General features: G+C 52.7%; 21 protein-coding genes. All 21 read right to left on the reverse strand.

Features of this window, described 5'->3' with window-relative positions; translation table 11 throughout:
* Positions 1-2: 2 nt before the first annotated feature.
* Entirely contained in the window at positions 3-1,166 is a 1,164-nt protein-coding gene (wecB, locus tag FZ040_RS04520; protein ID WP_149170908.1) for a non-hydrolyzing UDP-N-acetylglucosamine 2-epimerase, read from the reverse strand.
* 58 nt (positions 1,167-1,224) lie between these two features.
* Entirely contained in the window at positions 1,225-2,298 is a 1,074-nt protein-coding gene (locus tag FZ040_RS04525; RefSeq protein ID WP_149170909.1) for an MraY family glycosyltransferase, read from the reverse strand.
* Positions 2,299-2,402: 104 nt separating this feature from the next.
* On the reverse strand, positions 2,403-2,867 hold the full coding sequence (locus FZ040_RS04530; RefSeq protein ID WP_149170910.1) for a deoxycytidylate deaminase: 465 nt from the start codon (positions 2,865-2,867) through the stop codon (positions 2,403-2,405).
* Positions 2,857-3,270 (reverse strand): RuvC family protein, encoded by a 414-nt coding sequence (locus FZ040_RS04535; RefSeq protein WP_149170911.1) that lies wholly within the window; start codon positions 3,268-3,270, stop codon positions 2,857-2,859. Before FZ040_RS04535 ends, FZ040_RS04530 begins: the two co-directional genes overlap by 11 nt.
* Before the next feature lie 56 nt (positions 3,271-3,326).
* Positions 3,327-4,544, reverse strand: coding sequence for a DUF3084 domain-containing protein (locus FZ040_RS04540; RefSeq protein ID WP_149170912.1), 1,218 nt, complete (start codon positions 4,542-4,544; stop codon positions 3,327-3,329).
* Positions 4,545-4,584: 40 nt separating this feature from the next.
* On the reverse strand, positions 4,585-5,685 hold the full coding sequence (gene lptG, locus FZ040_RS04545; protein WP_149170913.1) for an LPS export ABC transporter permease LptG: 1,101 nt from the start codon (positions 5,683-5,685) through the stop codon (positions 4,585-4,587).
* A gap of 14 nt (positions 5,686-5,699) precedes the next feature.
* Positions 5,700-6,419, reverse strand: coding sequence for an LPS export ABC transporter ATP-binding protein (lptB, locus tag FZ040_RS04550; RefSeq protein ID WP_033171533.1), 720 nt, complete (start codon positions 6,417-6,419; stop codon positions 5,700-5,702).
* A gap of 36 nt (positions 6,420-6,455) precedes the next feature.
* Complete coding sequence (locus tag FZ040_RS04555) at positions 6,456-7,142, reverse strand: LptA/OstA family protein (RefSeq protein WP_149170914.1); 687 nt, start codon at positions 7,140-7,142, stop codon at positions 6,456-6,458.
* Complete coding sequence (lptC, locus tag FZ040_RS04560) at positions 7,139-7,690, reverse strand: LPS export ABC transporter periplasmic protein LptC (protein ID WP_149170915.1); 552 nt, start codon at positions 7,688-7,690, stop codon at positions 7,139-7,141. The genes FZ040_RS04555 and lptC overlap by 4 nt, the downstream gene beginning before the upstream one ends.
* A complete protein-coding gene (locus FZ040_RS04565; RefSeq protein ID WP_149170916.1) occupies positions 7,687-8,601 on the reverse strand; it encodes a lysophospholipid acyltransferase family protein in 915 nt (304 codons plus the stop codon). The genes lptC and FZ040_RS04565 overlap by 4 nt, the downstream gene beginning before the upstream one ends.
* 40 nt (positions 8,602-8,641) lie before the next feature.
* Positions 8,642-9,208, reverse strand: a complete 567-nt coding sequence (locus FZ040_RS04570) for a KdsC family phosphatase (protein ID WP_149170917.1) — start codon at positions 9,206-9,208, stop codon at positions 8,642-8,644.
* A gap of 1 nt (position 9,209) precedes the next feature.
* A complete protein-coding gene (locus FZ040_RS04575) occupies positions 9,210-10,181 on the reverse strand; it encodes a KpsF/GutQ family sugar-phosphate isomerase (protein WP_149171074.1) in 972 nt (323 codons plus the stop codon).
* Positions 10,182-10,239: 58 nt separating this feature from the next.
* The gene (gene kdsA, locus FZ040_RS04580) at positions 10,240-11,070 is read right to left on the reverse strand and encodes a 3-deoxy-8-phosphooctulonate synthase (protein WP_033171539.1); all 831 of its coding nucleotides are present in this window, start codon (positions 11,068-11,070) and stop codon (positions 10,240-10,242) included.
* Between the two features lie 30 nt (positions 11,071-11,100).
* Positions 11,101-11,832 (reverse strand): 3-deoxy-manno-octulosonate cytidylyltransferase, encoded by a 732-nt coding sequence (gene kdsB / locus FZ040_RS04585; RefSeq protein ID WP_149170918.1) that lies wholly within the window; start codon positions 11,830-11,832, stop codon positions 11,101-11,103.
* A gap of 36 nt (positions 11,833-11,868) precedes the next feature.
* Positions 11,869-14,358: a tetraacyldisaccharide 4'-kinase gene (lpxK, locus tag FZ040_RS04590; RefSeq protein WP_149170919.1), complete on the reverse strand. Its 2,490-nt coding sequence runs from the start codon at positions 14,356-14,358 to the stop codon at positions 11,869-11,871.
* A gap of 18 nt (positions 14,359-14,376) precedes the next feature.
* Entirely contained in the window at positions 14,377-16,107 is a 1,731-nt protein-coding gene (msbA, locus tag FZ040_RS04595) for a lipid A export permease/ATP-binding protein MsbA (protein WP_149170920.1), read from the reverse strand.
* The gene (lpxB, locus tag FZ040_RS04600; RefSeq protein WP_149170921.1) at positions 16,094-17,269 is read right to left on the reverse strand and encodes a lipid-A-disaccharide synthase; all 1,176 of its coding nucleotides are present in this window, start codon (positions 17,267-17,269) and stop codon (positions 16,094-16,096) included. The genes msbA and lpxB overlap by 14 nt, the downstream gene beginning before the upstream one ends.
* Before the next feature lie 141 nt (positions 17,270-17,410).
* Complete coding sequence (locus FZ040_RS04605) at positions 17,411-18,214, reverse strand: LpxI family protein (RefSeq protein ID WP_149170922.1); 804 nt, start codon at positions 18,212-18,214, stop codon at positions 17,411-17,413.
* Positions 18,215-18,238: 24 nt separating this feature from the next.
* A complete protein-coding gene (lpxA, locus tag FZ040_RS04610) occupies positions 18,239-19,054 on the reverse strand; it encodes an acyl-ACP--UDP-N-acetylglucosamine O-acyltransferase (RefSeq protein WP_149170923.1) in 816 nt (271 codons plus the stop codon).
* A 197-nt stretch (positions 19,055-19,251) separates the two neighbouring features.
* Complete coding sequence (gene fabZ / locus FZ040_RS04615) at positions 19,252-19,692, reverse strand: 3-hydroxyacyl-ACP dehydratase FabZ (protein WP_033171546.1); 441 nt, start codon at positions 19,690-19,692, stop codon at positions 19,252-19,254.
* A 39-nt stretch (positions 19,693-19,731) separates the two neighbouring features.
* Positions 19,732-20,562, reverse strand: a complete 831-nt coding sequence (lpxC, locus tag FZ040_RS04620) for a UDP-3-O-acyl-N-acetylglucosamine deacetylase (protein ID WP_149170924.1) — start codon at positions 20,560-20,562, stop codon at positions 19,732-19,734.
* Between the last annotated feature and the right edge of the window lie 19 nt (positions 20,563-20,581).

The following is a 20,581-nucleotide window of genomic DNA, read 5'->3' on the forward strand; positions in this document are numbered from 1 at the left end:
TTTTATTTGCCCATGAATACCGTCGGACGCTCCCCTGCCAGTTCATAATGGTAGAGAATCGCCTGAATGATGCGTTCCGATGCCTTGCCGTCACCATAAGGATTTACGGATTCAGCCATGCGGCCGTATTCTTCCTTATCCGTAAGCAGCGTTTTGGCTTCCTGATAGACGCGCTCGCGGTCCGTACCGATGAGTTTGACCGTACCGGCAGCGACAGCTTCCGGACGCTCTGTCGTATCGCGCAGAACGAGAACCGGTTTCCCGAGTGCCGGAGCCTCTTCCTGAACTCCGCCCGAATCCGTCAGTATAAGATGCGCACGGCTCATCAGATTGGCAAACGGCTCGTAATCGAGCGGGTCAATCAGATGAACTTTGCTGAGTCCGCCGAGTTCCTCGCGCACAACTTCACGGACTTTCGGGTTCTTGTGAACCGGGAAGACGATTTCCACATCATCAAACTCTTCCGTCAGCTGGCGCAGCGCCTTATAGACATGACGCATCGGTTCGCCAAGGTTCTCACGGCGATGCGTCGTGACGAGGATGATGCGCTTATTCTTGAAATCGATATTGCGAAGCATCTCATCTTCGAACTCGAAGTCCTCACGAACCGTGTGATGGAGTGCATCGATTACCGTGTTGCCCGTGACGAAAATACTCTCAGCCGGAACACTTTCCGCCAGCAGATTAGCCTCACTGGTTTCCGTCGGTGCAAAGTTGAGGTCCGAAATGCAGCCCGTGAGCTTGCGGTTCATTTCCTCCGGGAAGGGCGAATACTTGTTGTGGGTGCGCAGGCCAGCTTCGACGTGACCCACCGGAATCTGATGATAATAAGCTGCCAGCGCACCGGCAAAGGTCGTCGTCGTATCACCATGAACCAAAACGATATCCGGTTTTTCTTCCGTCATGACCTGGTCCAGACCCTTCATTGCCTTCGTCGTAATGTCGAAGAGCGTCTGGCCCTGTGCCATGATATCAAGGTCGTGGTCCGGCGTGATATTGAAAAGATTCAATACCTGGTCCAGCATTTCGCGGTGCTGGGCAGTTACCGCTACCACCGGCGTAATCGTATCGGGATGTTTCTGCAATTCCAAAACGATTGGCGCCATCTTGATTGCCTCCGGACGCGTGCCGAAGACCGTCATTACCTTGATTTTCTTCTTGTCCATTAAAAATCCCCTTTCTATAAATAAAGGCAGGACTTACGCCTGCCTTTCGGGTTCTGTTTCACTGTCTTCCCGCAGCAGCGCTTTGCTGATGCGCAGAATCATTCATGTGGAAAATACCAATCTTCTTGGCGCCAATTAATACAGCCACCACAACCACGCAGACGATGAGAATAGCAAACTGGCTGCTTACCTCGGTGAGTGCTACTGCACTGAGTCCCAAAAGAGCACTGATGACATACATCAAGAGTACTGCCTGACGCTGGCTGAAGCCAAGGTCCAGCAAGCGATGATGCAGATGCCCCTTATCCGGCTTAAAGATAGGAACGCCACCGCGGTAACGGCGCACAATCGCAAACGTCGTATCCAGGATTGGCAATCCTAAAGCCAGGATTGGCACGATAAGTGCAATCGTCGCAGCACATTTCACTGCGCCGATGACCGAAATGCCAGCCAACATGAAACCAAGGAACATGCTGCCGGAATCGCCCATAAAAATGCGTGCTGGGTTAAAGTTGTAATAAAGGAAGCCAAATGCTGCACCAGCCAACGCTGCGGTAAGCACGGCTACCAAAAGGATATTCTGCTGCAAAGCGACGAGGAAAATGGTGATAGCCGCAATGGTCGATACTCCGGCAGCCAAACCGTCGAGTCCATCAATGAGATTGACCGTATTGGTAAGACCGACAATCCAAAAAATCGTCGCCGGAATGGCAAACCATTCCGTGTAGATGTAATCCCCAAACGGGTCCGTTACAAAATCGATGCGGACATCAAAAGCAATGACCAGCACCGCTGCCGCAATAATCTGGCCAAGGAGTTTGACCTTTGCCGGCAGGTTCTTGTAGTCATCAATGATACCAACCAGAACGATGAGCGAACCGCCCACCATGAGCCCCACAAGCTCCGTCATGACTTCATCCGTAACCTGAACAAAGGAAAGGAGCGTGAGCATTGCCACCATAAAGGCAGCATAAATGCCAAGTCCGCCAATGCGCGGAATCGGCTTTTTATGTACTTTTCTCGCATCAGGAGCATCCATAGCTCCCGTCTTGGCCGCCAAAAAAATCACGCCTGGCGTAATGAGCAGCGCCACACCGGCAGCAATAACAAACGCCAACATATAATCTGGCATACAAGTTGCACCTCTTTTTCCAAAAACATTCAATTTTTCATAGCAAGCCTATTTTACCGCAGTGGGTGTCTAGTGTCAATGGAAAGAAGCTGAATGCACAGGATTTAGTCGCGAATCTCATCCGGACGACAGGTCACGATACTGCCGTCCGTTTCGTAATAGACAACCTGCGCCAGCTTGGCATTGCGAAGCATCCGCCGGCAAAGCAGGCACGGTTTGCCCGAAGCCAGGCTGCCATCGGCATTAATGCCGACAATATAAATCGTCGCCCCTTCCATGACGGCAGGGTCCGCATTGATGATGGCATTCTGCTCCGCATGGACGGCTACGCAAAGCTCGTAATTCTGCCCCTTGGGCACATGAAGCCGTTCCCGCTCGCAAATTCCGGTATCAATGCAGTTCGACTCGCCGCGTGGGGCTCCATTGTAACCCGTACTGATGATGATTTTATCCTTGACGATGATGGCACCGTACCGGCGGCGCAGGCAGGTTGCCCGGCGGCCAACGGCTTTGGCAATATCCAGGAAATATTCCGTCCAGTCCGGACGCTGCTGTTTTTCACGACTCATGATGTTCCTCCAAACTATCCAAATAGCGATGCCCCAATATGACCGCTACAAAATCATCTACGGGCTCCGGCGGCACCTGCATCGTCACCGGCAGCAGCCGCCGCCAGCCCTTTGGCGGATGTGCCTTCCAATACTCGCCCTTGGCAAGTTCGGTCGTGCGATATTCATCCAGCACGGCTATGGTAAGTTCCGGCAGTGCCTTTCTAATGCGCGCCCGCGCCTCTTTGCTTGTCGTTCCGTTGCCTTCCACCAAGACCTCATACCCGTATTTCTGCCGGGCTTCTGCCAGCTCCGTTTCCAGCCTTGCCGTTTCTATGACTTTCTGCCAAATCACCCGGCCATCCCTTGCCAGTACGGCAAAGCCGCATTTGTCACGGCCGGGGTCCAATGCTGCTATATTCATCGGTTCCTCCTGCAAGAAAGCCTTCCTCAAAGAGGAAGGCCTTTCTTTCTCATTTCTTACGGTAAATCCGTCTGCTGTTCTACCCTGATTTTTAACCGCAGCGGCCCAATGGCATCGGTTGCGCCATTGGCATAAGCGGACAATATCCAAGGGCCATGCTTTCCGCGCAAGGCGCCGACAATATCATAGAACTGCGCGCCTTCAATCACACCTACCGTGCCGCGGATCGGGTCGGGCAGGATTCCCTTGGCCGTAGCCGCCTGATTGACCTCCTTGAGGAAGTCCATGACTACCTGCTCCGACTCGCCATCCGATTTTCCGGTCAGCGTATAGGGCTTAGCCAGAATAAATTCCTTATCGGCATATACCGTGCTGTTCTTATAAAGCTCCAGCGTCGTCCGGATTGCTTCACCGCGTACGAGATTGCCGGCTGCCACGATGCGGACGACCATATCATTCCGGCTGGCCGCAATCGTCTTTACCGCCTCTGCATACTCCGGCTGATAAATCCAGATGTCCTGGTCGGATTTATCCTCGCCAAGCTTTTCCGATACGTTGCGATTGGCAAGTTCGGCCAGTGCCCGCAAGTCGTTATCGACCTCAAACTGGGTGCGGCCGCCACGGACTACGGCACTGGCAATTACCTCACCAGCCTGGTAGATGATGTCTCCCTCGCGGATGGTAATCAGGCCATCGCGAAGATTTTGGGCGTGCTGCTCAAGAAGCGTATTGCTTTCGGTGAGTTTCTTGTTTGTTCCCGCCAGCAAATCATTCTGCGCGCCCAACGCGGAATTTTCGGCGGTCAAGGCATCATTGCGATGCAGCAAATCAATCTTCGCGGCCTCGAGCAGGCGGTTGCCCTCCTGAAGGCGGGCTGATTTTTCTTCCAGCTCCGTCTGCTGGCTCTTGAGCTTTTCGACATCATCCTTCGACTTGGCCAGCGCCTCATCGGTCTGCTGCTGCTCAACCTGGGCCTGCTGCAAATCCGCCTGGGCCTGCGTCAGGCTGTCCTTTGTCTCCCGCATCGTGCGGTTGAGCTGCTCCATGCCAAAAAGTGCCGTGCGGACATTCTGGGAAGCCGCGGCCATAACGCCAAAGGTCAGGGTCGTAATGCAGATGCCAGTAAAAATCGTAATGACAACGGATGTATGGCGTGGCCGAAGGCCAAAAAGCGACAGCCGCTTCTTACCGATTTTTGTTCCGAGCCGGTCACCAATAAACGCAATTGCGCCACCGGTAATAATCAGCACGACAATCAAAAGGACTCCATACATCCTTCCTCAATCCACCTTTCGCAATAACCTGCAGCCATCGTCAGCGCGATGCTCTGCGTATCAGGAAGAAACCCGCAATCAAACCGACGATATTCGGAATCCATACGGCCAGCATCGGGGCAATTGCGCCGCTGCGTGCCAAAGCATTTCCCATCGTCATCAGTGCATAATAGAAGAAAATGATGATTACGCTCATGGCAAAGCCGGCCGACGATGAGTTACGCGTCGGCTGCAAGCCAAGCGGTACACCAATCAAGGCGAAAATCAAGCTGGCCATCGGCACCGTAACGCGCTGGTACAGTTCCGCCTCGAGCTTGTTGGTATTGATATACTGCGTCTTCATGATTTCGATTTGCGCTTTGAGCTCTTTCATCGTGAGCTCTTCCGGATCTTTCTGCTCGCGGACAATCTGTTTTGGATTGGCCTTAATCGGGAGCCTTTGTGAATCAAAGCGCATGGTATGCTCACTCTTGCCGGCTTCCGTTGCAATGTCGTAAATCATGCCATTGTGCATGTTCCACTCATTGCCGCTCCACTCGGCATATTCCGCATTCTCCACATGGCTGACCTGGCCCTCGTCGTTGAACTCCTGCAAGGTGATTCCCTGAAGGGTCTGCGTCTCTGCGTCGTAACGGCGCGCATAGACCAGCCGCTGAATCTTATCATGGTTAAGGTCTTTTAAAATGATGTGCTCCTGCGACTTCATCCCGGTATTGCCCTGGATTTCGTAGTAAAGGACATTGCGGTAAGCCGTATTGGCCCATGGCACAACGTATTCATTGAAGGCAATCGCACACATGCTGACGATGAGTCCCATGAGGATAGCCGGTGCCGCAATGCGGCCAAAACCGATACCGCAGGACTTCATGGCCGTAATCTCACTGGAGCTCGACAGACGGCCAAACGTCAACAGGCTCGCCAGCAGCATGGACATCGGGAACGTCCACATAATAACCGCCGGCAGACCAAAGATGAAGATTTTCACTACGGCCTGCAGCGAAGCACCATAATCCGTAATATACTTGGCAATCTTAAAGAGCGTTCCCGAACCGATAAAAACTGCGGAGAAGGCACAGATGCCGAATAAGAAGGTCATGAACACTTCCCGAAATATGTATTTGTCTAAGATTCTTATATGCATCGTTTGTTCTCCAATCAAAGGGTGAAGTTCTCACCCAGATAAAATTTCTTGGCGATTGGGCTGCTCGCAATCGTCTGGCTGTCGCCTTCCAGCAGGATTTTGCCTTCGCTCAAAATATAAGCGCGGTCAACAATCTGCAAGGTCTCACGGACATTGTGGTCCGTGATCAGGATGCCCATGCCACGCTGGCGAAGGTATTGGATGATATCCTGGATATCGGCAACGGCCAGCGGGTCTACGCCCGCAAAGGGCTCATCGAGCAGGATAAACTGCGGCTCAAGTGCCAAACAGCGGGCAATCTCAACGCGGCGTCTTTCACCGCCGGAAAGCTCCGTACCCTTGCGCTCCTGAACGTGTCCGATATGGAACTCTTCGATGAGTTCCTCGTATTTTGCCTGCTGTTCCGCCGGAGACAATTTCGTCGTCTCGAGAATTGCCATGATGTTTTCCCGAACGGTCAGTTTGCGGAAAATCGAAGCTTCCTGTGTCAGGTAACTGATACCGAGTTCCGCCCGCTTATACATCGGCGAACTCGTGATATCAATGTCCGAAAGGTATACTTCACCGGACGTCGGATGCTCAAGTCCCACAATCATATAAAACGTCGTCGTTTTACCGGCACCATTCGGACCGAGAAGGCCAACAATCTCACCTTTCTCTACGCGCAGGGAAACACGGTTTACCGCTGTGCGTTCCTTAAATTTCTTTACCAGATTCTTCGCTTCGATATGCAAAGCCCTAACCCTCCAACAAGATATAAGATATACTGCTTATTTTACCTTAGCAGACCCATCACTCGCAAGGTAAATCGTCAAACGATTGCTCTTCATGGAATTGTTTCCCTGAACAGCCCAGGCATTGCCCGTCACTACTACACGGCCCTGCTCCTTGCCATAATAATCCATTTTGTCACCGCCGGCTTCCATGTCCTTCGGCTGGCTCACGAGATGTGCGTTGCCTGTACCAACATAGTGAGCATCATCGAGCCAGCCTTCCAGCCGGCTCGCCGTAAACGTGCCATCGGCACTGGAAATCGTACCGCCGGATGCAATCAGCACATATTTGTTCCGGTTCGGGTAGTAATCCACCTGCTCACCGCTGAAGCTCTTATCGCCCTGCGTGCCATAAACACCACCAGTTGCCAGCATGTGGTTCTGTCCATCCGTCACGACTTTTGCACAGGTAATGCGCGTGTCATCGGTTGTCGCAACGACATTGCCCTCGACCGAACCTTCCTGCGTCTTGGTGTTATACGTCGCCCGCTGGCCCGTAACGCGGGAATTGCCGCGCACCATCGTCACACCGCCATCGGCAGCTGCCAGCCCCGTGCTCATATCGTATTCAACCGTATCGGCATTGAGTTCTGCCGGCTCGCCTGCGGCACTAAGCCCCTGCATTGGCAGGACCGCGCTGACGGCTAATGCCAGCAATATCGTTTTCACTTTGCTCGTTCTCATTCGCTAGTTCCTCCCTTGACAAGGTGTGCCTTGCCGATAATCTTGATTTTATTGAAGCCGTCCGTGCTCTCGATGCGGTCACCGGAGGCTTTCATATCATCTTTTACGGCAGTCGCATCACCGACAGCTGCCAGCAATTCATCCTTGGCCGTCCAGCGGAGTTCTTTACTCGAAAGCTTCGCCCCATCGCTGGTCGTGATGGCGACGTTGCCCGTGATGGCAATATCCTTGGTCGCATCGTCATAATTTCCGCCATCCGCATGAATTTCAACGGTGCGGCCATCTTTGGCGTAAAATTTGCCGGTAAGCGTCTCAAAGGTAACATTCTTCGTCTCCACATCCACCTGGATATGTTCGGCCGTCAATTCCCAAATGGTGCGGCCATCCTTTTCCTCGCGGATGGTGTTGCCGTCATACGTCATTACCTTAGTGTCCTGCGACGTTTCCGTTGGCTTTGGTGCCTCTGGTACGGTTGCCACCGCCCAGATTACCAGTGCGGCAAACGCAGCAATACCAAGGGCCAGCAAAATCTTGTTTCGCTTGCTCATTTATCTGCCCCCTGTGACTTGACCGTATGATGTTTGCCGGTCTTCTGCTCTTCGGGCGGCGTATTCCAGCGCTTCTGGAACCACAGCCACTGCGTCGGATTGTCACGGATGACCTGCTCGACGATTTTCGTCATGCGCGCAGTAAAATCAAAGAGGTCCTTATCCGTATCGCCCGTATCCTCATACCGCATGATTTCCCCAACAAGCACTTTATGCTTGCCGTTAGGCTGGCGGATGATGAAGGCCGGCACCACCGGTGAATTGAATTTATGCGCAAAAACGGCAGCGCCCATCGGCGTCGAGGCAATCTTGCCTAAAAACGGCAGGAAAGCACCGCCTGGGCCGCCATCCTGGTCCGACAGAAAGCCGAGGATTTTTCCCTGGCGAAGCGCACGGGCTGCCGATAAGAGTTCGCTGGTACCACGGGAGAAAATCTCCACATGAATGGTCTTGCGAAGGTCGTTTAACGCATTGGTGTATTGCATATTCGGCTGCGGCTTGGCAATTGCCGTGACCGGCAGGCCGTTTAACGTAAACGAAGCCGAAAGCCATTCCCAGGTACCGATATGTCCCGTGACGATTACGACGCCTTTCTTTTCGGCCAGCGCCTCTTTGAGGCGCTCCAAATGGTCGATTTCGATATACTGCTCAAAATTCTTCTCGTTAAGATGCGGCATATAGAGGATTTCCAATACATTGCGCGCGAGATTCACAAATGACTCCCGCACGACCTTGCGGGCCTCATCTTCCGAGAGATTGAGTGCTGGCATCATCTGGGCCACGGCCCGCTCCCGCTCCTTTTTTACCAGGAGATAATAGAGATTGCCAAGCACCCGGCCAGCTGCCATGAGCAGACCGTACGGCAAATGACATACCAGCCAGCTCATGAACATCACAAATTTATAATGCATGGATTACGTTCCCCCAACTACTTGATTCACTACTTAATGGTTACTGCGCCAGCCCCTCGTTCTTGACCGGAGCCGCTGCATAAAAATCCTCGATAAGCGCCTGCCACTTGCCCTGCGCCTTCAGGATAAATTCGATGAGCTCGCGGACGGCACCACGGCCCCCCGGATAGCTTGACGTAAGCAATGCTTCCTGACGGACCTCAGCCACGGCATCGCCTACGGCCATCGGCAGCCCCACCTGCAAGAGTATCGGCAAGTCGATAAGGTCATCGCCGATATAACCGATTTCCTCATCGCGCAGCCCTAATTTCTCTTTGAGTTCCTGATAGGCAGTCCGCTTGTCGAGCTTGCCCTGGAATACTTCCGAAATGTGAAGCTCACCGGCACGGAAAGCCACCTGTTTCGATGTCCGGCCAGTGATAATTGCCGTCTTGATGCCGGCTTTATGGGCCAGCGTAATGCCAAGCCCATCACGGCAGAAAAATGGCTTATAGAGTTCACCTTCGACGCCAATGTAAATACCGCCGTCCGTCAGGACACCATCGACATCAAAAATAATCAGTTTGATGCGTTCTGCCCGTTCGAGGGCACCACATTTCTGGTCCATATCAAACAACTCCTTGACGTAAGAGGTCGGTCAGGTGGACAATGCCTACCGGATTATGGTCGTCATCCACTACCGGCAAAACGGTAACCGGACGCGGCTTGTGTTTCTCCATAACGGAGAGGGCCGAAGCTGCCAAAGCGTCCTCCCGGATCATCAGCGGATTCTCGAACATGATATTGTGCACCGGCTCGTCGAGGAATTTGTAATCCTTAGCCAGTGCGCGGCGAATGATTCCATCGGTGATGAGACCGACGAATTTGCCGTTTTCATCCACTACCGAAGCAGCACCGAGGCCCTTGTCGGTCATGATAAAGAGTGCATCTTTGGCCGTCTTATCCTGCGATACAACCGGATTGTCTTCCCCGGTATGCATGACATTGGAAACCTTCAGCAGCAGGCGGCGTCCCAGTGCTCCGCCCGGATGGAACAGGGCAAAATCCTGGCTGGTGAAATTGCGCACCGACATCAGCGCCACAGCCATGGCATCGCCCATGGCAAGCGTTGCCGTCGTGCTGGCCGTCGGAGCCAGTCCCAAGGGGCAGGCTTCCTTCTCTACGCCGATATCGATGAAATAATCGCTGTTCTTGCCGAGCTGGGATTCACGCCGGCCGCTCATGGCGATAATCTTGGCGCCAATGCGGCGGATAATCGGCAGGATATTGACGATTTCCGACGATTCGCCACTGTTGCTGATGGCGATGACGACATCGTCCTCCGTAACCATACCCAAATCGCCATGAAACGCCTCCGCCGGATGCATGAAGAACGACGGCGTTCCCGTGCTGGCGAAGGTAGCGGCAATCTTGCGGCCGACATGGCCGGATTTGCCCATACCCGTAACAATAACACGGGCCGGACAATCCAAAATGCACTGCACCGCCGCCATGAACTCATCGTCAATGCGTTCCTTGAGCTTCAATACCGCATCGGCCTCAATTTCCAGCGTCTCGATGGCCTTTTCTTTTACCTTTATCACAAGTCTTTTCCCCTTATGCAAAAATCATTCAATCTCTATGGTCTATTGTCAGGCATCAGCCTTTAAACTTCTTGCGCACGATTTCGTGGATAGCTACGGCATCCTTCAGAAGGTCTTCCAGCTTGTCCAGATAAACCATGTTGGCACCATCCGAGAGCGCCTCTTCCGGATTGTCGTGAACTTCCAGGAACAGCGCATCGATACCAGCACCGACAGCCGCGCGAACGAGGAATTCCACATATTCGCGGTTGCCAGCCGAAGTCGTGCCATTGCCGCCCGGCAGCTGTACGCTGTGAGTGCCGTCCATGACGACCGGATAGCCGAAAGAACGCATAATCGGCAGCGAGCGCATATCCACGACCAGATTGTTGTAACCGAACGATGCGCCGCGCTCCGTCAGCATAATCTGCTCACAGCCGCTCTCGTGAAGTTTGTCCACGACATTGCGCATATCTTTCGGTGCCAGGAACTGACCCTTTTTGACGTTTACGACGCGACCCGTCTGGGCAGCGGCATGGAGAAGGTCCGTCTGGCGGCACAGGAAGGCCGGAATCTGCAGGATGTCAGCAACTTTAGCGACCGGCTCAGCCTGATACGTCTCATGAATATCCGTAACCACCGGAACCTGCAGCTCCTCTTTAATCTGCTGCAGCATCTCCAGGCCTTTTTCCATGCCCGGTCCACGGAAGCTGTGGAAGGAGGAACGATTTGCCTTGTCAAAGGAAGCCTTGAACACATAGTTGATATCCAGGCGCTCACAGATCTCCTTGATGGTGCGGCCAATCAGCAGGCAGCGGTCCATTTCCTCCAACACGCAAGGGCCAGCCAGCAGCGTCAGTTTCTCGCCGCCGCCAATTTCAAAATTTCCCACTTTAACCTTATTCATATTCGTCTCTCCTTTATAAAGAATTTACATTTACAACGCCAGGTTGCGATAGATTTCATTAACTTTTTCCAGGTCTTCCGCCGTATCGACGCCTACAAATTTTGCCTTGGTTTCCACCACTTTGATGCGGTAGCCGTTTTCCAGTGCCCGCAGCTGTTCCAGGGACTCGGCGGACTCTAACGGCGTGGATTCCATCTTGGCATATTGCAGCAGGAAATCGCGTTTATAGGCATAAATCCCGATGTGCTTATAAACCGGGCAGCCTTCATGACGCGGATAGGGCATCAGCGAACGGGAGAAGTACAGCGCATAGCCATTCTTGTCCGTTACGACCTTGACGTTATTGGGATTCGTCTTCTCTTCCTCATCGGTAATCTCCGTCTTGACCGTAGCCATCTGGAGATTGTCATCATGGTCAAACACGCCTGCCAGTTCATCAATGAGCGCTGGCTCGATGAGCGGTTCATCGCCCTGCACATTGATGATGAGGTCTGCCTCCGGGAAAGAGGCAGCTACCTCAGCCAGGCGGTCTGTTCCCGTCGGATGGTCTTTCCGTGTCATCATCGCCTGACCGCCATGCTCCGTTACGGCCGTCAGGATGCGCTCGTCATCCGTAGCGACGATTGTCTGGCTGACTTTCTTCGCTTTTGAGGCACGGTCGTAAACGCGGCAAATCATCGGTTTGCCGGCAATATCTTTGAGCGGTTTGCCCGGCAGTCTCGTCGAAGCGAAACGAGCCGGTATGACACATAATACATTCATGGATTGTACCATCCTTTCATGAGCATTTCCTTAAGATTAACGGGGACCAAGCTTTTCGGTCAGCCGTTTTTCCAGCAGCTGGCGGAATTCTTCGCTGCCCTGCTGGAACCGGACCTCCACGCAGATGACATACACGGGGATGTCCATGCCGGCCTGAATGATTTCAGCCGGTACCTTGACGGCATCCTTCTCGGTGATGACAATTGCCTCGGCTCCCATATTTTTCGCCTGCTGCAGGATATCTTTCATCTCCTGCATGTTGTAATCGTGATGGTCCGGATAGCGCAGGCTCTCGATGATGACAACACCGAGGTCCGAAAGCGTCTGCTCAAACGAAGCAGGGTTTCCGATAGCCGATACTGCCATTATCTTTTTGCCGCGCATCTGGTCTACTTCAATACCATCACCGGCGATATCCACGTACCAATCCGACAATGGGATAAAGCAGCGTGGCTGATGGATGCTCTCAAGTATCTGAGCATCCGTATTATTCTTCCGGACGGTCTCGCGGATGTATTCGCAAGACCCTTCGGCTGCCTGGTCAACTTTGGTCATCAGGCAGACATCGGCACGGCTGATATGCGAAACCGGCTCGCGCAGCGTACCGCGCGGCAGGATATAACCATTGCCAAATACGTTTACCGCATCGACGAGCAAAATGTCCATATCGCGTTCGAGCTGCCAATGCTGATAGCCATCATCGAGGATTGCCACTTCCGCACCAAAATGCTCAATCGCGTATTTACCCGTAAGCGAACGATCAGCACCGATGAGAACCGGCACATTCGGCAGATGTTTGGCCAGCATGAAGGCTTCATCGCCGGCTTCGGCAGCACTCATATGCAGGCGCTTGCCGTCGGACACAATACCGACCTTTCCATGCCACTTGGCCCGATAGCCGCGGTTCAGAATGACGACATGATAGCCCATATTGCGGATATCGGTGGCCAGCCGCTGTGCCGTTGGCGTCTTACCCGTGCCGCCAACCGTCACGTTGCCAAGGCTGATGACGAAGCAGTCAAGCTTGCGATGGGAAAATATCCCTACGCGATAGCCGGCCAGTTTGAGATTCACCAGCCCGGCATAAATCACGGAAAATACATAGAGTATTCCCATGATGATATGCATAAAGAAGCCATGAACTTCCTTGCTGTGTACCAAATCGATAAAATACGTCTGGAAATTGTCGATTTTTTGCGTAGCCCGGGCACGCTGGCGATTTTCCGGACAGCTTTCATAGGCTTCAAGCATCTCACGCAGAATGACAGCTGATTTGCGCGATGCCCCCTTGTTTTCATTGACGATAGCGAGGGTCTCAGCCTCCATGCGGGCGCGGTGTTCCGGTTCGTCGAAAAGACGCACGACTTCTTCGGCCAGCTCCTGTTCATTGTTTACCGTGATGCAGGCATCGCGGTTCTTGAACAAGGCATGTGTGTCCTTAAAGTTAAACATGTTATGGCCAACGATAATCGCCTTGCCATGTGCCGCCGGCTCCAAAATATTGTGGCCGCCATGCGGTATCAGGCTGCCGCCTACATAGACCACATCGCCGACGCTGTATACTTTTCCCAGTTCGCCGATGGTGTCGAGAATGACGATATCTTCGTTATGGGATTCCTCCTGCTGGAGTTTCGTGCGGGTAGTTACCGTAAAACCTGCTTTCTTGCAGAGGTGAATGACCTCCTGCGTGCGGAGCAGTTCACGCGGGGCAATTACCAGCTTAGCGCCGCGGTGTTTCTCACGGACTGCCTTAAAGGCTTTCAGCACAAAATCCTCTTCCCCGCGATGGGTGGAACCAGCCAGGAAGATTCCTTCGTTCTCCGTAAGCCCCATCTCCCGGATAATCTGTGCCTTTTCCTCGGCGCTGACATCCGTATAGGTCTGGTCGAACTTCGTGTTGCCGGTAACCGTAACCAGCTCCGGCGGCGCTCCGAGCCGCATGATGTAGTCCGCATCGATCTGGGACTGCATGGCGAACTTCTTCACGGTGCCAATCATTTCCGTCAGCAGACTGTGGAGATGTTTGTACTGCTTGACGCTCCGGTCGCTGATGCGGCCGTTGACCATCATGACGGGAATGTGCAGCTGGCGGGCCGTTTTCAGGAAGTTCGGCCAAAGTTCCGTCTCAACCGGCAGGAATACCCGCGGATGAATGCGGCGCAGTACATGTCCGGCCAAAAACGGCAAGTCAAGCGGAAAATAAATGATGGAATCCGCATCCTTGATGATGCGGTTGGCCATCTCATAACCACTGGTCGTTACTACCGACACGAGGATGGGGCTCGTCGGAAATTCCTTGCGGAATTCCTTGATGAGCGGACTCGTCGCCACAATCTCACCCACGGAGGCAGCATGTACCCAGATACAATGCTTCTTGGCCACTTTTTCCAAAGCATGTTCGGGAAAGAAACCAAGGCTCTGCCGGATTCGCATCACAAATCCCTTTTCACGAATCGATCGCACCATGAAAACGGGAATAATCATGATGGCGACAATAATCGCCAAGATATTGTAGAGTATCTGCATATCTCTATCTTTCCCTTCTTACACGTTCTTCTTGTTGAACTGAATGTTATACAAATAGCTGTACAAGCCATCAAGTTTTAAAAGTTCTTCATGCGTACCATGCTCTTTTACATGACCGTTGTCAATGACAAAAATCTGGTCAGCATTGAAAATCGTCGACAGACGATGGGCAATGACAAAGGAGGTGCGGCCGACCATAAGCTTATCGAGTGCCGCCTGAACGATTTTCTCACTCTCTGTATCGAGGGCCGACGTCGCTTCATCCAGAATCAAAATCCGCGGATTCTTGAGGATAGCGCGGGCAATCGCCATGCGCTGACGCTGGCCGCCCGAAAGATTCATGCCGCGCTCACCGATTTTGGTATCATACCCCTGCGGCAGATTGCGGATAAATTCATCCGCATTGGCCGCCTTGGCCGCCTCAATGACTTCTTCATCCGTAGCATCAAGACGTCCATAGCGGATATTTTCCATGACCGTTGTCGAAAACAGCAGCGTTTCCTGCGGGACGATACCAATCTGCTCGCGCAACGACGAAACCGTGACATCGCGGATGTCGGTTCCGTCAATCGAAATCGAACCGTCCATAATCTCATAAAAGCGCGGAATCAAATTGGCAATCGTCGACTTGCCCGCACCACTCGGCCCAACAAAGGCAATCATCTGGCCCGGTTTGGCATCGAGCGAGACATCCGACAGCGCTGGAACGCCCTTCTTGTATTCAAACGACACATGGTCGAGCTTGACCGCACCGGAAATCTTCGGCAGCGGTTTTGCCCCCTCTTTGTCGCTAATCGGCTCTTCCAAATCGATGACCGCAAAGACACGGTCAACGGCAGCCATAGCACGCTGCAGGTTGCCGTATACACGGGACAGGCGCTTGACCGGATTGGCCAGGTTGACGGCATACGTCAAAAATGCCACCAGCGCGCCAGCAGTCATTTCGTCGTTGACGACCTCATAGCCGCCAAACCATACGATAAAGGTTACCGATATTGCCGCCAAAAATTCTACGGTCGGCGTGAGAAGACTCGTCAGCTGAACATTTTTCATCGCCGCCTGGAAGTTGAGCTGATTCTGGCGGACGAACCGGTCGGTCTCATATTTTTCACGAACGAAGGATTTTACCACGCGGACAGCCGAAATGCTCTCCTGCAAAAGCGAAGTGATATCCGCCATGCGTTCCTGGATAACCGTACCATTCCGCTTGATTTTCCGGCCGAATATCTTCATCGCCTGTCCCACCAGCGGAATGACTACCAAGGTCAGCAGTGAAAGTTTCCAATCGAGGTAAACCATCAAAACCAGCGAACCGATGAGAATCGAGCCTTCCGTGACCATCTCAATGAGCTGGTCAACCAGCGCCGACTGGATAGCTGCGACATCATTGGTGATATAACTCATCGTCTCACCTGTCTGGTGCTTGTCAAAATACGCCATCGGCATGCGCTGGAATTTGCGGAACATGACCTCGCGGACATCGATTATCACCTTTTGGCCAATATACGATACCAGATAGGACTGTCCATAAAAGAATATGCCGCGGACAAAGAATACTACGACGATGCCAACGCAAATCCAGTTGAGCATCATCATATTCTTATCCGATAACACCTTATCAATCATGTCCTTGATAATCCAAGGCAGGTACAGGTTACATCCGGCGGCTACAATAATGCAGACAATAGCCAGGAACAGCTGCTTCAGATATGGTCGAATAAACTGAAGCAGTCGCTTATAATTCTTCATGTTCTTCCCCCGATAATTCTTGACTTTCCGAAAGGCGGCGTGCAGCCGTCAGGATTTTTTCCGCTACGCGCGCGGAAGCTCCCGGTGCCCCCAGTTTTTCACAGGCAGCGGCCAGTTTCGTCACGACAACATTCCGGCTCTCCTCCCCCGGATAGAGGCGAAGGAGTTCCGCGGCAATATTCTCCGGAGTCACTGCATCCTGCAGCAGCTCCTTTTCAAACTGCTCGCCGAGCAAAATGTTCGGCAGGCTGAAATTCTCTACATGAACCAGCAATTTTCCTACCGCATAGGAAAGCGGCGATAAGCGATAGAGCACGACACACGGCAATCCCATAAGGGCCGCCTCCATGATGACCGTCCCCGAAGTCGCCACCGCAGCATCGGCCGCTCCCATCAGCGAGTAACGCATTTCATGGGTGAGCGTCACCGGCACGCCGGCTTCGTCAATCAGCTGGCGGATTCGCGCTTCGTTGATTCCGTCGGCCACTGGCAGCAAAAACATCGTATCCGGCTTTTGTTCCAGGAGCTTTTTCGCCCCGGCCAGCATCGACGGCAGCAGCAATTCGATTTCCTGCTTGCGGCTGCCAGGCATTAAGAGGACCGCGGCTTTATCCGCAGGAATGCCGAAGTGCTGCCTTGCCTGCTGCCGCGGCAGTTCGGCTTTTACCTTGTCGACCAGTGGATTGCCGACAAACGAAATATTGGCTCCCGCCTTCTCGTACACGGGAAGTTCGTGCGGGAAAATCGCCACAAACTCATCAGCCCATTTCGTGCACTCTTTGGCGCGGCCTTTGCGCCATGCCCAGGCCGACGGCGGGATGTAAGAAAACACGGGAATGCCGAGTTTCTTTGCCCGTTTGGCCAACCGCCAATTAAAATCCGGATAATCAATCAGCACCAACAAGTCTGGCTTTTCCTGCCTCATGAATTCCGTCAATCCATCCAAAAGTTTCAGAAGGCGCCGCAGATTTTTAATCACTTCCCACACGCCCATTACGTTATAATCGGCAAAATTCTCATAAAGCCGTACGCCAGCCTCTTCCATCCGCGCACCGCCAAAACCGATAAGTTCAATGGACGGGTCCATCCTAAGGATAGAAGATGCCAGCTGTTCTCCATGTACGTCACCGGAAACTTCGCCGGCCGAAAACATGATTTTCATGCAGAACACCTCCTGCTATTTCTCATAATAGTCCACTCTTTATTATACATAAAGTTGAGGCAGATGCAAAGCACTCCACCTCCCCTCTTACATGAAAAAGACGCAAATGGACACATTTTTCGTATCCACTGCGTCTGCGAATTACATTGCTACAATCGTTATATCGTTTTCATCAGCCAGCTTGAGGACCTTGTCCTTCTCGACCAGCAGGGTTTCACCGGCTTCAATGACCAAAGCCTTGGCGCCAACTTCCACCATCGTGCGAAGGGTCGTAAGTCCGACAGCCGGCACATCAAAGCGTTTATCCTGCTGCGGCTTTGCCACCTTAGCGACCACAGCACCGCCTCGTGCCAGCTGGCCGCCGCGGCGGATGCAGGCATCGGTGCCCTCAATCGCTTCAAGCGCCATGACAGCCAGGCCCTTTACGACTACCGTCTGTCCTACGTCCATGCGGCCAATTTCCTTCGCCATCCGGAAGCCGAACTCCATGTCCTTCTTTTCATCTTCGGTCGGCTTGCGGCGGGTAAGGACACCAGCGGCCGGCATCAGCGGCCGTATCAGTGCCGTCTGGTCAACGACCTTGGCACCGGTGCTCTCAACAGCAGCGACGAGCGCTTCCATAACCGTATCATCTTTGCGGTCTTTAAGGCTCATGAGAATCTGCATGGTCTTGAGGTCCGGCATCGCTTTATGCGCATACAGAAGCTCCTTGGTGACCTTGCCAATCATCGTCACCTGCGTAATCTCATTCTTCTTCAAATACTTGAGAATCTTACCGACCTTGAAGACGCTGATCTCCTGATAGTCTGTAGCATATTCCTTCAGGCATTCTTCCGTTTCCGGAAGCAGGGAAACGATATAGACTTCATTGCCCTGTGCTCTGGCTGCTTTGGCACATTCCACCGGCAAAAAACCGATGCCGGCCAGCAGTCCGACTCTTTCCATGGAAATCCTCCAAATCAATCAATCTCAGTCATTATCACGGCGTTCACGGCAGATGCCACGGTCGGCATTGCGCAGGAAACGCAGCAAATGGTCGACCTCTTCACAGGAATCGACCTCCTGCTCGATTACCGATATTGCCTGCTCCAGCGTGAGGCCGGCACGGTAAACAATCTTGTACGCCTGTTTGATGTTGCGGCGTGCTTCCAGTTTAATGCCAGCGCGGGAAATGCCAACGCTGTTAAGGCCTACCACTTTAGCCGGACGGCCGTCAACAATGGTAAACGGAACGACATCCTGCGTAAGCTTCGACATACCGCCGACCATGGCATTGCGGCCAATCTTGACAAACTGATGAACACCAGCCATGCCGCCGACAACAGCGCGGTCTTCTACCACGACGTGGCCAGCCAGGCTTGCCAGGTTCGACATGATGACGTGATTGCCCACGATGCAGTTATGGGCAACATGGGTAAGTGCCATCAGCAGGCAGTCACTGCCGATGCGGGTTTCTTCGCCCTCACCGGTAGCGCGGTGAACCGTCGCCCCCTCGCGGATGGTCGTGCGGTCACCGATAACGGTATAACTCTTTTCGCCCTTAAATTTGAGGTCCTGCGGCTCTTCACCAATCGAGGCGCCCTGGAAGATATGGCAGTCTTTGCCGATTTCCGTCCACCCCTGGATTACAACGTGTGGACCGATTACCGTGCCCTCGCCAATCTCGACGTTCTCACCGATAACCGAGTACGGACCAACCGTGACGTTTGCTGCAATCTTCGCCCCCGGTGCGATAACTGCAGTCTCATGTATATTAGTTGTGATACTGTTTTTCTCAGTAGTCATCTGCTCCAACTCCTTCAACTATCCTTAATCTGACAGCCACTACCCCTAAACATGGCTGCAGGTTTCTTTGCTCTGTCCTTATATTTATATATTCCCCAAGAAACTCCAAATTCTCGTATCTTATATGACAGCAAATCTAGGCGTTTTTCGAGTTGAACAAAGATTATCTCTTTCTCTCATGCAAAAATCATTGAAAATCAAAGGTTTTCGCTTTTTCTCATAGCAAATTTGAAATCAGCCGAAGCAGCAAGCTTACCATCCACATAACCATCGCAGTGAAGCATACCAAAATCACCGCGCACACGGACGAGGTGGGACTTCGTCACGAGCTGGTCACCCGGAACAACCGGATGTTTGAACTTGACATTCTCCATGCCGCCGAACAGGGCAATCTTGCCACGGTTCTCTTCCGGATAGAGCATCATGACACCGCCAACCTGTGCCATAGCCTCAAGAATCAGGACGCCCGGCATGATTGGATGGTCTGGGAAATGGCCACGGAACTGCGGCTCCATCATCGTAACATTCTTGATACCCGTTGCCGATTTCATCGGGTCGAGTTCAATGATGCGGTCAACCAACAGCATCGGCGGACGATGCGGCAGGATTTTCTGAATTTCGTTGATATCTAAAACCATGTTTATTCCTTCTTCCTTATAATTTCTCACAATCCAACATTAACCCAATGCACCGGCAATCACTTTTGCCAGCTGCGTATTAAGCGCATGACCGGATGCCGCCGCAATGACATGACCGCGGATTTTCCCTGCCAGGCGCAAATCGCCAATTACGTCCAGGATTTTATGGCGGACCAATTCGTCTTCATAGTGAAGCGGATTGAGCCAGCCTTCATCGTTGTAGACGATAACGCTTTCGAGCGTCCCGCCAAGGCCCAGCCCCATTTTACGAAGTGCCTCAATCTCTTTTTCGTAAGCAATCGTACGGGCCGGTGCAATTTCCTTATGATAGGTCTCCGGTGTAATCTCGAAGTTCTGATACTGAACGCCGATGAGCTTATGCGGATTAAGTGACGTAAAGCTGACCCGGAAGCCATCGTACGGAACAACCATGACAAAGCGGTTGTTTTCCTCATCATCGATGCGGTAAACCTTATCGATAACAATTTCATGGCATTCCTTTTCCTGTTCCTGGCGGCCTGCCTTCTCAAGCAGTTCAAAAAACACCAGCGAAGAACCATCCGCTACCGGCGGTTCTTCCGAATCCATTTCCACGATGCAGTTATCGATGCCCTGCGCATGGAAGGCACTCATCAGGTGCTCGATGGTAAATACTTTATATCCATTTTCCTCTACGGTCGTCGCCCGGAGCGTCGACGTAACATTTGAGGCTGCAGCATGGATTGACGGCCGTTCCGCAACGTCGGTGCGAACGAACAGGATTCCCGTGTCAACTGGAGCCGGTTTGAGCACCATATGAACGTCCCGTCCCGAGTGCAAGCCGACACCGGTGTAGGAAACCTCTGCCGCAATCGTAATCTGTTTCTGCAAAATTACTCCCCCCGAATAA

The sequence above is a fragment of the Pseudoselenomonas ruminis genome (assembly GCF_008271295.1).
GTDB classification, from domain to species: domain Bacteria; phylum Bacillota; class Negativicutes; order Selenomonadales; family Selenomonadaceae; genus Selenomonas_A; species Selenomonas_A ruminis.